Source organism: Thermodesulfobacteriota bacterium (genome assembly GCA_034189135.1).
Lineage (GTDB): Bacteria > Desulfobacterota > Desulfobacteria > Desulfobacterales > JAUWMJ01 > JAUWMJ01.
Window position 1 is genome coordinate 1 of the sequence record JAXHVO010000103.1, and the last position, 13,673, is coordinate 13,673.

General features: G+C 42.6%; 13 protein-coding genes. 6 read left to right on the top strand and 7 right to left on the bottom strand.

All coding sequences use genetic code 11. The features are described from left to right. Positions 1–83: 83 nt before the first annotated feature. A complete protein-coding gene (locus SWH54_14995; GenBank protein ID MDY6792566.1) occupies positions 84–368 on the bottom strand; it encodes a hypothetical protein in 285 nt (94 codons plus the stop codon). An 888-nt stretch (positions 369–1,256) separates the two neighbouring features. On the opposite strand from SWH54_14995, the gene SWH54_15000 reads away from it, so the two are divergent. The 6 genes from SWH54_15000 (at position 1,257) to SWH54_15025 (ending at position 7,219) form a co-directional block, all read left to right on the top strand. After that, positions 1,257–1,604 carry a cupin domain-containing protein gene (locus SWH54_15000; GenBank protein ID MDY6792567.1) on the top strand — a complete coding sequence of 116 codons (348 nt, stop codon included), beginning with the start codon at positions 1,257–1,259 and terminating at the stop codon, positions 1,602–1,604. 153 nt (positions 1,605–1,757) lie between these two features. After that, positions 1,758–2,888: a trypsin-like peptidase domain-containing protein gene (locus tag SWH54_15005; protein ID MDY6792568.1), complete on the top strand. Its 1,131-nt coding sequence runs from the start codon at positions 1,758–1,760 to the stop codon at positions 2,886–2,888. Positions 2,889–2,912: 24 nt separating this feature from the next. Next, positions 2,913–3,539, top strand: a complete 627-nt coding sequence (locus tag SWH54_15010; GenBank protein MDY6792569.1) for a hypothetical protein — start codon at positions 2,913–2,915, stop codon at positions 3,537–3,539. Then, entirely contained in the window at positions 3,536–4,681 is a 1,146-nt protein-coding gene (locus SWH54_15015) for a Xaa-Pro peptidase family protein (protein ID MDY6792570.1), read from the top strand. Before SWH54_15010 ends, SWH54_15015 begins: the two co-directional genes overlap by 4 nt. 160 nt (positions 4,682–4,841) lie before the next feature. Next, complete coding sequence (locus SWH54_15020; GenBank protein MDY6792571.1) at positions 4,842–6,002, top strand: radical SAM protein; 1,161 nt, start codon at positions 4,842–4,844, stop codon at positions 6,000–6,002. Between the two features lie 227 nt (positions 6,003–6,229). Continuing rightward, positions 6,230–7,219, top strand: a complete 990-nt coding sequence (locus SWH54_15025; GenBank protein ID MDY6792572.1) for a beta-ketoacyl-ACP synthase III — start codon at positions 6,230–6,232, stop codon at positions 7,217–7,219. Between the two features lie 139 nt (positions 7,220–7,358). Here the strand turns inward: SWH54_15025 and SWH54_15030 are convergent, their stop codons facing one another. The 6 genes from SWH54_15030 to SWH54_15055 form a co-directional block, all read right to left on the bottom strand. Beyond that, on the bottom strand, positions 7,359–8,177 hold the full coding sequence (locus tag SWH54_15030) for a glycerophosphodiester phosphodiesterase (protein MDY6792573.1): 819 nt from the start codon (positions 8,175–8,177) through the stop codon (positions 7,359–7,361). Positions 8,178–8,222: 45 nt separating this feature from the next. Beyond that, a complete protein-coding gene (locus SWH54_15035; GenBank protein MDY6792574.1) occupies positions 8,223–8,672 on the bottom strand; it encodes a response regulator in 450 nt (149 codons plus the stop codon). Between the two features lie 44 nt (positions 8,673–8,716). After that, the gene (locus SWH54_15040; GenBank protein MDY6792575.1) at positions 8,717–9,145 is read right to left on the bottom strand and encodes a response regulator; all 429 of its coding nucleotides are present in this window, start codon (positions 9,143–9,145) and stop codon (positions 8,717–8,719) included. Between the two features lie 15 nt (positions 9,146–9,160). After that, positions 9,161–10,822 (bottom strand): ATP-binding protein, encoded by a 1,662-nt coding sequence (locus SWH54_15045; GenBank protein ID MDY6792576.1) that lies wholly within the window; start codon positions 10,820–10,822, stop codon positions 9,161–9,163. A gap of 79 nt (positions 10,823–10,901) precedes the next feature. Further along, positions 10,902–12,482 (bottom strand): DASS family sodium-coupled anion symporter, encoded by a 1,581-nt coding sequence (locus SWH54_15050; protein MDY6792577.1) that lies wholly within the window; start codon positions 12,480–12,482, stop codon positions 10,902–10,904. 281 nt (positions 12,483–12,763) lie between these two features. Further along, the gene (locus SWH54_15055) at positions 12,764–13,666 is read right to left on the bottom strand and encodes a response regulator (GenBank protein ID MDY6792578.1); all 903 of its coding nucleotides are present in this window, start codon (positions 13,664–13,666) and stop codon (positions 12,764–12,766) included. Positions 13,667–13,673 lie beyond the last annotated feature (7 nt).

The following is a 13,673-nucleotide window of genomic DNA, read 5'->3' on the forward strand; positions in this document are numbered from 1 at the left end:
TGTAAAAGTCATCGAATTGACAAAGAACAATGAAACTGAATTACTTTATCGTAACATTTGTACTACTCTAAACGAAAATGAATTTAAAAAAGCAGCATAAGTTTTCGCTCAATTGGGGTCTCACTATTTCTTAAATAAAATAAATTCAACAATAGGAGCAACGCAGCAACATGATCAAAAAATCCAAGCGGGAAATGTGCTTGAATATACGCCACGATTCCGAGTGGAACGATGAAAATCACTCCGGTCACGCTTATCACATTCAGCAACATCACCTTACGCATGGTTTCAATATTGTATTTTTCGTCCATTCCACTGGTAATTATGTTTTTTAGCAAAGGGGAAAGGCGATTTTTCCTGACAGCCATTTTTTTGTCTCCTTGCTCAGTACTTTAAAAGCAACACCCGGTAGCAATTATTGATAACTGCTCTAAATTTTTATATTTATTATATCGCCCTAACAGTCATATTGTCAAATTCTTATTATTAACTCAAGTTTCGCACCTCTTATCTACGGTAGAGGCGGAATTTTTAAAGCGCCGCTTCGCGTTGAAGGTGTGAATCGAGACAGTTATATTATTTTCTTCTAGGGGATATGAACTAAATCAATTGCAGCGTGTCCGGATATTTGGGATAAAGTCTATCCGTTGCTAAATAATAAAAAATGGACGGTCTATCCCAAATATCCGGACACTGCAAAAAGGGGTAATAGATGACCCACATATCCCCTTACAGAAAAAAATATAACCGTTTCGATTCACATCTGATTTTATGTTTCACGTGCCGTCAGGGCATTACTTTACGCCAAATTGGGGTGCGAAACTTGAGCTATTAATTTAAAGCCAACGTTTGGTAGCAATCATTTATGGCAAATAAAAAAACCTATACTTTTATATCGCCCATTGTTGTGAACAACTTTAATAACCGGCAGGCGATCCGCAAACCTGTCTTATTCTCTCGTATTATCACCAGGTATAATTTAGCTAACACCCATAGTTCGGCAGAAACTGTTTATAGCGCTTTCTAATTATCTTTATTTTGCATAATAGCAAAGCAAATTGCAGAAACAAAATATAATATTAGGTTTAATTACATTGAGTTATGAAATATTTTCCGATATGGGTGATGGGAGTCCATAAAAATTACAAGTTGTAAACAGAATAATTTTATATTAAAACGCACAACCGGTGATTTGCTGTTTTACCTGTTTATGCGTTGCTAACCAATACCCGGATAAAATAGAAAAGGAGCTTAAAATGCCGATCAGAAAATATGATGCAATAAAGGCAAACAAAATCGAAATGGAGGGTGCGACCCATATTTCTAAAAAGGTGCCCATTGGTGAGAAAGAGGGCTGGGACGGTTACACCCTGCGAACCTTTACCATAGGACCGGGTGGCCACAGCCCCAAACATACCCACGACTGGGAGCATGTGAATTACGTGATTCAAGGTAAAGGCCGGTTGATGATCGACGGAAAGGAACAGGACGTCAATGAAAAAGATTTTGCCTTTGTCCCGGCAAACATCGAGCATCAGTATTCAAATCCCTACGACAAAGACTTTGAATTTATCTGCATCGTACCCAATCGAGGGGAATATTAAACAATCAAAGTATAGTTAACAAGCATTTTCATCCAACAAGCCCAGTACATAAATGTGTATATGATACCGTTTTTTCTGCCATCGATTCATTGATGAAAATATGATCATGGGAAGCTGCTGGACTTGAAAATGTGAGGGTAAGGATCATTTATCATGAAGACAATCTTTTCTTGGCATGGGACAATGACACTTTGTTTTTTCACCTTGGTCTTTTCTGCTTATTCCATTGCTGCCGGTGTATATAAATATAAGGATAAAAATGGTGTCTGGCACTTTACAGACACCCCAACGGAAATGACAGATTCTGACACAGAAAAGATAATAGATGATGCAACGATCGAAAAAAAAATAAGCGACCTCGAAAAACAATTATCGGAAAAAATGCCGCCACAAAATAATATTGAAAATGCACGAAACGCAACGGTTTCAATTAAGACGGAACTTAGCAACGGCTCCGGTTTTTTTATCACTGATGACGGTTACATCCTAACCAACAAACATGTTATACATGGAATGGAAAATGAACTGGAAAAAGGTAAAGCGGCTTTCGATAAAATGAAAGAATATTTGGATGAACTTGAACAGTATCTGGAAAAAGAGGAAACCTGGCTGGAAAAAGAAAGAGAATGGTTAACCGAAGCGAAAGATGAGTTAAATAGGGTTAGCCAACTTGTTAAATCCAACCAAAAGCGCCTTACAGTTGCGGAATCGAACTATTACAATGCATATGTCTCCGAATACAATGTAAGAAATGGAATTTTTACTAGAAAACAGGCGTACTATAAACATAAGGAAGCAGAGTTTAAAGAAAAAGAAAAATATTTTAATCAGCACTATAAAAAATTCAGAAAACTGAGGTATAACAGAGCTTCTCAGAAAGGGTTTAAAATTATTTTGGCAGATAAAACAGAGCTTACCGCAGAAAAAGTGGCTTTCAGTGATCGCTATGACCTCGCTTTATTAAAAATAAGCGGGTATAAAACGCCTTTTATCAAACCTGCTAAAATGGATGAAATCGCTCTGGGGGATCCTCTCTATGCAATAGGAAATCCGTTGAGTTTTGATCATTCGGTGACGTCCGGTATTTTTTCAGGCCTTAGAGAGAACATGATCCAGACAAATGCACAGGTTAGCCCCGGAAACAGCGGAGGGCCTTTGATTACTAAAAATGGAAGTGTTGTTGGAATCAATACCAAAAAAATAGTGCATCAAAGCGTTGAGGGGATCAGCTTTGCCATTTCCATCGATATTGCATTAAGAGAGTTTAAAGGATATTGGGAGTGAACATTAAAAAGGGGGGCTTGAAGTATGAACAGGATTAAAGCACTTTTTATTTCATGTATCATTTTATTTGGTATATTGGTTGCTGTTTCATGCCGGACACCCGGGACATACTTTATCGGGGTGAAGTATGCCGGAATGCCCGAAACAAGTATCCAGGGAACGGCCCTGATGGGGATGCAATCTTTCCTGGATAAAAGAGAAGTAGAGAAAAAAAACTTTATCGGGGCCAGGATGGTGGGAAAGGACCAAAAAGAATTGTTCCTGTCGACCCAGGCATCTGTAGCCGATTCGGTTACCTTGGCTTTTGAAGAATATGCGACGAAAAGGGGATTTGAAGTCAAACGCATTTCCGGATGGGATTTTTCTCCTCAAGGAATGAAAACCATAGACAAAGGGCCCAAATATATCTTGGGCGGACATATCGAAAAGCTAAGATGCGATGCAACCAAACGTGTGGGCAGAACCAACATGGCTTTGGAGGTTAAAATAACCACCTTTGTCGGCAACATGGAAACCGGCACCGTGACCAAAAAGCCATTTGAAATTAAACTGAAAAGAACTGATCCAACCTTTGGCGCTCTCAGTCTTGAGAAATTTGTAAATGACGCTCTGGCAAAAGTCATTGCAAATACACTGGCTGATTTAAATTGATCGACAAATTCAGGGTCCCTTCAGACGAAATCGACCGGCGGATAACTCAAATCCGGCAAGAAATGCAGCATAATGGAATTGGTGGACTGTTTATTGCCCAACGCGTTGACCTTTTCTATTTTTCCGGCACTGCCCAAACCGGTTTTCTATATATTCCCGCAGAAGGTCAGCCGGTTCTATTTATAAAGCGCTATTATCCCAGGGCCAGGGAAGAATCTTGTATAAAGAACATTGTTGAAATAAAATCCATCAAGGAAATCCCGGGTCTGATCGTTGATTTTTGCAGCAACCTGCCGAAAACTCTTGGGTTTGAATTTGATGTATTGCCGGTCAGGGATTTTAATTTTTATAAAAAGCTCTTTGATGTTGAAAAATCTGTAGACGGATCACCGTTTATCCATAAATGTAGAATGATTAAATCCGCATGGGAGATTAAACAGATTGAAAGAACGGCTGAGCTGGCAAAACAAACATTTGAGCACATCAAATCGGCCATCCGACCCGGACAAACCAAGATGGAACTCTCCGGCATGGCTGAAACTTTTGCCAGAAAACATGGTCATGGAGCCAGGCTGAGAGTTCGTGATCATCAGGCCGCAGAGTATTCCCAGCAGATCTTTAGCGGAAATGAAATTTTTGCGGCTTTTCCCTCTGATGGAGAAAATAAGCTTCTTGTCCCCGATGAACCGATTATGATCAATTTTAAGTCGGTATTCAACGGTTACCATATGGATGAAACCAGACTGTTTGCCATCAAATCAATGCCGCAGCCAGCCATGGATGGATGCCGGACCGCTATAGAATTACAGCATGCGGTATCAGAAATAGTAAAACCCGGCAAGAACCTTGATGAATTTTTCCCACGCTCTGTTGAAACAGCGAATTCTTTGGGCTATACTGAGTCCTGCCCTGATCCTTCCGCTCACCAGACAAGTTTTACCGGACACGGAATCGGACTCGAGCTCATAGAGCCTCCGCTCATTACCAGTGAAGCGGTCCTTGAGCCTGGAATGACCCTTGCTATGGAAACCAAAATGGTCTTAAAAGATAAATTGTCATCCGGTATTAAAAGCGTTTTTATACTCACTGAAACAGGAGCGCGGCTCATAAGTAAGGTTCCGCTGGAAATTTTTATATGTTAATGATATATACACAATTCTGTAGTGGCTTTAATTATCCTTTGCTCAGCTTAAAGTTGTAACACGAATGGTTTCGCAGCTTTGCCTCGGTATGAGGACAGAAAATAAATAAAGCAAATTTCTTTTCGCTCTGCGGTGAAAACACAAAAGGGAAGTTTAATTTATGACCCATGAAAACTTAAGTTTCGAGCAAGGACCGATCAGACCGCCAAACGAGGCTCGCAGCCTTCTGTTGCGGATCACCCGAAACTGCCCCTGGAATCAGTGTCTTTTTTGTCCGGTTTACAAAAGAAGAAAATTTTCACTGCGTACGGTTGATGAAATAAAACAGGATATCCAAACCGCCAGAGATATGGCAGATGATATCAAAGCGGTTTCCTTGAAACTGGGATATGGCGGAGATGTAAATGACCAGGTCATCAACACAGTTCTCAACAGCTCTAACCAAAGCAGCAGTTACCAAAGTATCGCTGTATGGATGTATTATGGAACAAATGCCTGTTTTCTGCAGGATGCGGATAACCTGATTATGAAAACCAAAGATCTGGTGGATATTTTAACCTTTTTAAAAGAAAAGTTTCCTGAAATTACCCGGATCACCACCTATACCAGATCCAGAACAGTGGTGCGCAAATCGGTAGAATCTTTAACAAAGATCCGCCAAGCAGGTCTCGACAGGATACATATAGGGCTGGAAACAGGTTACGATCCGCTCCTTAAGTTGATGAAAAAGGGCGTGAGCAGTGCCCAGCATATCGAAGCCGGTCAAAAAACGATTCAGGCCGGCATGGAGCTTTCAGAATACGTGATGCCCGGGCTTGGCGGACAGGAAATGTGGGAAGCGCACGCAAGGGAAACGGCAAATGTGCTAAACCAAATTAATCCACACTTTATCCGCTTAAGAAGCCTTAGAGTGCCTCCACGCGTACCTCTTTATAAAAAGCTGGAAGATGGCAGTTTCACCATGCAAACAGATGATATGCTTGCTGAAGAAATCGGGCTTTTTATAGACACCCTGGACGGAATTACCAGCACGGTAACGAGCGACCATATCATGAATCTCCTGGAAGAAGTTTCGGGAAAGCTTCCGGAGGATAAGGAGAATATGCTGGATGTGATCAGAAAATATCAAAAACTTCCTAAAGAAGATCGATTGATATACCGTGTCGGCCGTCGCGGAGGTACTTACCGGTCAACCAACGATCTTAAAAGAGATCCAGACACCTATCAAAAAATTAAAACACTGATTTCCCAAGTGAAACAAAATGAAGGGGAACAGGGAGTAGAAAAGTTTGTTGCTGAACTTGTAGACCGGTATGTTTAGTTTCTTATTTGAAAATTTTGTGCTTTTTGTGGCAAAATAATTTTATTGCACCTTGTGAAGCCCTTGTGTCTTTAATGATGGATACTCGTTACTGGATACTGGTTTCCGCAAAAAAACGAGTATCGAGCATCCAGAATCGATTATCTTGTCATCTATTGCTCAAACGTATGCCAATGATATTTTCATCTTTGGTTCCGGCTTGTCTGGGTTGGGATATATATAAATAAATGGACACCCTCAGAATCTTAGGAACAGGATCCTATTTACCTCCAAAGGTCTTAACCAATTTTGACTTGCAGGCAATGGGTCTGGATACCACGGATGAATGGATTGTTCAGCGTACAGGTATCAGCGAAAGGAGAATTGCTGATCCGGACATCTCGACTTCAGATCTCGCTTTTGAGGCTGCCGCCCTTGCTCTCGACATGGCAGAAATGAATGCCGGAGATCTTGATCTTATTATCCTGGCCACGATTACACCGGATACCTGCTGCCCTTCGGCTGCCAACTGGCTCCAGGCCAGGCTTAATGCACCCCAAGCCGTGACATTTGATGTCACTGCGGCCTGCTCGGGTTTCATCTTTGGTTTGAATGTGGCTGAGCAGTATCTTAAAAACAAGACCTTTAAACATATTCTGGTGGTGGCCTCCGAAGTCATGTCACGCACCCTTAACTGGAAGGATCGAAATACATGCATTTTATGGGGGGACGGCGCAGGAGCAGCCGTGTTGACACTGGGAAAGGAGGGCTCCGAAATTTTATCCACCCACATTCATACCGACGGCGCCAATGGGCAGGATCTCCTGATGCCGGGAGGTGGGTCCAAGACCACACCCATCTGTCACCAAAGCGTTGATGATGGCCTGCACTATCTCAATATGATTGAAGCCAACCTCAGCTTTCGAGTGGCGGTCAGGTATTTCTCCAGTTCTATCAAAGAGGCCGCTGTTTTTAACAACGTGGATATCAAAGAGATTAACTGGATTATTCCCCATCAGGCCAACTTGAGGATGTTTCAGTTCATTTCCAAATCCTTGAAGATTCCCTTTGAAAGATTTTATTTAACCCTTCAAAAATACGGTAATATATCATCGGCATCATGTGCCATTGCCCTTGATGAAGCGGTCAGAGACCACAGTATAAAGAAAAATGATCTGATCTGTCTTCCTGTTTTCGGCGGAGGGCTGACGTGGGGCAGTGCGCTCATCAGGTGGTAAGCCCTTTAAGCCACTCAGGTGGATAGGCAAAAGGCCGAAGACTGTTAGGAAAAAACGTATTTTAAAGCCATGTTTGATGCAAGAATCACATTCCGCCAAAATACGGTAACCGTGCCTTATTGACCCTTCAGCCTTCAGTCTAAACCGCTTCAGACTGACTACGCAGACAAGCATTTCGAATGGACTGTATTTGTATTGCATTGTTGGAAAATACCCATTCCACCCCTCGGTTAAGTTCACGGAAAAGGCTGTTTTTTGATTTGATATAGGCTGTTCCCACCTGTTGATTTTGTATCCGATGTTTTTTTACATACGATTTGGTTAAAAACAGATAATGTGCCAAAAGTCCTCCATAGTTTTGCTGTAACGCTATTTCGCTGAGCTGTCTGACATTAAGCTGGGCAATGGGAAGAAATGTTGCTGCAGGTACAAAATCAATCAACTTAAACATGTCCGGTGAAAGAGAAATGAAGTGAAAATCCTTTTCGGGTTCGAGGGATGAAAAAAGGTCTTGTAACACACTGTTCTGATAGACCGGATCGGAATATACTTCTTCTTTGATTTCCACCATCAGGTGCAGTTTCCCGCCATATCTTGTTATCACTTCAGCAAGAGAGGGGACTGCCGGAAACTTCGTTTTTAATTCATGCTGAGTGATCTTACCAAGTTCAAGGTCTGACTTAAACAACCTTTTGAGATTGTAATCATGAAATACGACCGGAATAAGATCTTTGGTCCAGCGGATGTCCAACTCTATTCCCCAGATCCCCTTTTCTCTTATTCGGTCAAATGCAGCAAGGGTATTTTCCAAAACATTAATGTTATCATGTTCGCCGCGGTGAGAGATAATCTTGCAATCATAAAGTCGCTTTTTATCGGGATGTTTCTGAGGCAGTCTTTTATAAATGCAGTCAATCGTCCATAGGAAAGGTTTTTCCAGTGAATAGAGTGTACTCATTTTGACACCGGATTAATGGGAAATACTTAAACGAAGATTTTTCTTTTAGTCCAGTTCGGAGGTGCTTTCCGGTTTATGGTTTAAATCATTGGTTATGGCGTTACGAATTTTTTCATCATGCCTGGATTTGTTCTCAAATGCTTCGGTCATTTTTTCTAACAAAATATTTAGTTTCATTGGCTTTAACAGGTAATCAAAAGCACCCTGCTTCATTCCTTCAATACTGGTTTCAAGGGAAGCGTGACCGGTAAGCATCACCACCTCGGCAAGGGGTTGAATCTTTTTTATCTCTCTTAAGGTTTCAATGCCATCCATACCCCCAGGCATTTTAACATCCAGCAAAATAACATCAAAAAGTTGATTTTTTATTTGTTCTATGGCTGCCTCTCCGCTAGTCACACCTGTGGCATCCAGTTTTCTTTTTTTTAGCCTGGCCACAATGGTGTCTAAAAAATCAGTTTCATCATCCACGATCAGTATCTTAAACCCGTTCATTTTTCATATCCTTAGAGGTGGTATAAATTTTTTTTGGAAAAAAACTACCAATACCTGAGTAGCTTCTTGATCTGGGCTGATCGAATCTTCTGGTCATGATTGTCTTTTTTTTCAATGGCCTGAGCGATCTTTCTTAAAAGATCGTCCAGCTTAATCGGTTTTAACAGATAATCAAAGGCCCCCAGTTTCATCCCCTCAATGCTGGTTTCCACCGAAGCGTGACCGGTAAGCAAAATGACCTCTACGAGGGGCTGTATCTTTTTCATCTCTCTCAATGCCTCTATGCCGTCCATGCCGCCGGGCATCTTGACATCCAGGATGACCACATCAAAGGTTTTTTCCTTCAGCAATTCCAGGGCTTCTTCTCCGCTTCTGGCACCACTTGCATCCACCTGCCGTTTGTTCAAACGCTTTATTATGGTTTCTAAAAAATCTTCTTCATCATCCACGATTAAAACATTGAAGTAATGCATACGACCTCCTTTGTTTTATTTCCTTTCCGGTGCCACAACCGGGACCTCAATGGTAAAACTTGTACCTTTTCCCACCTGGCTTTTCAAGTGTATTGTGCCCCCCATTTTTTCTATAATGTTATAGCTCACAGACAGTCCAAGCCCTGTACCTTTTCCCGCTTCCTTGGTAGTAAAAAAAGGATCGAACACATTCTTTTGCTTTTCTGCCGGAATCCCCGGCCCGTCATCTTTGATGATGACATATATTATCGAATCAAGCCGTCGGCTTTTTATTTCCACCAAACCGTCTTTACCGATGGCGTCAATGGCATTGGTAAGCAGATTCAAAAAAACCTGTTGGAGCTGGGCCTGATCATTGGCTATAATCGGAAGTTTGGCGGACAAATCTGTCTGGATTTCAATGTTGTTTGTCCGTGCATAGTTTTCCAAAATGGAAACAGTCTGATTGATGGTATCATTAACATCCACATCTTCCAGGCGGGGTTCCATTTTCCTGGCAAACCCGAGCATATCGTGAACCACCTTTCGTGCTCTTTCAACATGTTCTTCTATCTTTTGAACGGAGGTTTGAAACTCTTCAAAGTTCTCGCTTTTCTTTATATCTTCTTCTTCTAAAAGGTCTTCCATCCAGCCGGTTTTCTGCAGGATGACATTGAGGGGGTTGTTGATCTCATGGGCAACACCCGCCGCCATTTTACCAATTGCCGCCAGTTTATCGGACTGGACCAGCTGGGCGTTTAGTTCCTGCATGGTGGCTTCCGATTCTTGCAGTCGACTCACCGCAAGATGTGTGGTAAAAATCGTGGTCATGATAATCAACAACAGACCGAAAACAATAATCGTAATTTCCACGTTGCGAACTGCAAACAGACCCGCCATTTGCTCATCAGGCTCCTGATTAATGACCAGTAGCCACTTGTTATTTTTTAACCAGCTTCCGGCATACAGCATTTTTCTTCCTTGCTTGTTTTCGAGCTCCACCACCGTCACTCTACCACCGAAAAGGCTTGTATCCAGATCTGATTGCGACAGAATAAGCCCTTTAAATCTTGGGCTTGTTTGAAAAATACCATCTTTATTGACCAGGTAGGCATCTCCTGTTCTTCCGATCTGGGCCTGCCGCACGATTCCTTCAAGAACTTCCGGATCTATGGTTGCCCTTAGAATCCAGCTTTTACCATTTTCGTTGCGTCGAACCGCTATAATAAAATGGGGCAGTTTTCTAAAGCCCATGTACACATGGCTCAAAAAAACTCCCTTGCTCATAACCTCGGCAAACCACGGCTGATCATCGTAATTCAATCCCTTAAGATTATACGGCCCCACGTAGGCCCGATGACTTCCATCACTGTCAATCACGCCCAAGTCCACAAACGCCCCTGCCCTCGAATTCATCACATTAAATATATGGGAAAGATTTTCTCCATCTATCATTTCAACGAAATGATGGGTATCAGCCATGGAACCTAAAATAGCGATGCGTTCCTTTAAGAACATGTCCACCGATTCCGCCTGGGCAATGGCGCGGTATCTTATCTGCTCTATGGTTTTATTCTTACAGGTATTGGAGAACTGATAATACATGGTGACGCCAAGAATAACAAGGGGGGCAAATGAGACCACCAGGGTAATAATAATTATATTTCGTTGAAGGTTTTTATATAATGAAGATTTCATCTTATAGACCCTGTTAGCTGTGACGCAATTTGGAATATGTGGTGGTTATTACTATCTTTTTGCTAAAATTGCAATTTCTTTATACCAGTCCCAGTATTTTCCACCAGACAGAGGCCACCAAAATGAGCACCCCCAGCAAAATGGGCGTGGCAACAATTCCGACCTTGGTAAGGTCGGCCGCCTTGAAATAACGATAGCTGTATGCAATGGCATTGGGCGGGCATCCGATCACCAGGAGCATGGCAAAAGAGGTGGCGGTTCCAAGACATAAGGCCAGCACAGTCGGATCCACACCTTCTAAGATGGCCATGGGAATGACAATGGGTAGAATAAGGGCGGCAGCCGCCACATTGGCCATGGCATTGGTAACCAAAGCGCCGAAAAGACCCACGCCGGCGAAAAGAAGCAGCCATCCACCCCCTTGCACCAGTGGGAAAAACAGGTGGGCAAAATAAGTGGCTGCCCCTGAATAGCCCATGGCAAGACCCAGAGAAATACCGCCGCCGAAAATAAACAGAGCGGTTCCCCACTCGAGGTTTTCGTGAATATCTTCCCATTTCAAAACGCCGCTTAATATCAGGGCAGCCACACCCAGCATTCCGGTGACAGAGTAATGCATGCCGTGAAGCCCTTTGGTCAGCCATAACAGAAAGCTCAGGCCGATGATAATCAGCGTCTTTTTTTCCAGAGTAGTCCACGGACCGATTTCTTCCTCAAATTTCGGTAGTTCGAATTTGGGATCGGGACGAAAAATCATATAGACGATTAAGACCGCTAGGGGAACGGTTAAAAAGGCTGCGGGCATGCAATATTTTATCCAATCTAGAAAAGTAATCTCTATGCCGGTAAATTCTTTGAGAAAAGCAGCAGAGACCATGCACCGCCCGCCTCCCACCAGTGTTCCCATCCCGCCGCAGGAACAGGCAAAAGGAAGGGAAAGCATCATGAACTTGGCCGTATTGGTATGCGGTTCTATGCCGACGGCTCTCATCAGCGGAAGCATGGTGACAATACCTATGGCACAGGCGGCAGCATCGTGCATAAAAGAAGACGATATCCCCAGGCCGACAGCGATAATAAAGGTAAACTTGGTCACCGAGGTACCCGCCTTTTTAATGATGAAATAGCCGAGCCGTTTGGTAATTCCGGCCTTTTCCAGGGATATGGCGAAGATTAAACAGCACATGATAAAAACAACCACCGGATGCATATAAGGCGCCCAGGCGCCTTTAACATCGATAATACCCATAATGACAAGAAAGACGCCGATACAAATCGCCGTAATTTCAAGGGGTATGGGTTCCGCCACAAAAAGAAATATCAGTACCACCAGAACCGCCAGAAATCGCTTTGCCTTGGGGGACAGTCCGTCAATATAGTCTATTTCCAATTCCGCTAATTTGAGTTCTGCAGATTTTTCTTTCAGAAAATCTGCTGTAGATTCTCGGCTTCCGGGGTTATTCGCTTTGACAATGTATTCCACCGCACCGGTTTTATCATCCGAAACAGGGGTAAAATACTGATTGATGAGCAGGGCAAATTCCCGGGCATCTTCGCCTGTTATCTTAAATTTTGTTCCCTCCGGTCGCGGTAATAATAAAACAACAATCCCCAGTGCAATTGCAACACAAAGCTGAAACCATCTGGATTTAAAAAACATATTCCCTCCTAACCGATAGAATAGGTTTTGCATATTGTAATCTGTATTATTTTACCCAGTTGAGCAACTGTCATTTCCCTCAAATTTATTTCTGGAAGCGAAAGATTTAACCAAAACGGTTAAAATTGATGCGCAGCTAAAAAGCTGAATTACCGTTTATTTTCTGCCCTTGGTCGAAACAGCGGCAATAAACATAATCCGGGCTGCACATTTTATGCAACCAATATTTTTATGTAATGTGCAGTCCGGTCCTCTCAAGGGAGAGAGAAGACGGATAGATTTTATTTTTGTAAAATCTTTTCTATTTCAAAGAATAGATCCTGTTCCCGAATTACACCGGCAACCTCTCCGGCTATCATCACCACCAGCCGTCTGGCTTTTTTCCCCACCATCATGTAAGCGGCTTCCATTAAAGATGCGGTACCATCTATGGTTAGCGGGTTTGGGGACATGGCATCTTTTAGTTTTGTTCCTGCTTTCTGGGTGATCACATTGCTGAACATCCCATCCCAGAACATGGGAGAATACTGGATGCTGTCCGCCATGGAGGGCTTGGGAGCTGATAGGTACTCAGGCATAATCAGTTTAAGCAACCCTTTGATAGTCATGATTCCTACTAAATTTTTTGCATGATCCACCACTAGGACCGAACGGTGTCCTGTTTCTAAAATTCGACTGGTTGATACTTTGGAAACAAAAGACTCTTTTAAATGGCCAATAGCATCTGTAATGGTTTGATCTTCATTTAATGTTGTGTATTCGTTTACAGGAACCATGACCTCCATGACTTTCTTTTCTTCAATTTGATTCGGTTCTTTCCCGTTCAAATAAGCATCCTTGATTTTAGAAGACAGAAGGTCTATATCGCATGGCTTGGCCAGGTAATCGAATGCCCCTTCAACCAGCGCTTCTCTGGCAGAGGGCAGAGCACCGTGCCCGGTAAGCATGATCACCGGAATCTGGGGAGAAAGTTTTTTCATCTCATTTAAGGTCTGATGACCGTCCATGCCCGGCATCTTTATATCAAGTATGACCACATCCGGATTTTCTTTAAGTTTATCGATGGCCTCTTCACCACTGCCGGCAAGAATGGTGTCAAATCCTTTTTTGTTTAAAATTTTTTTGGTGGTAGATCGAAACTGCTCTTCATCATCAACCATCAGCACTTTTATTTTTTCACTCATTATAGGA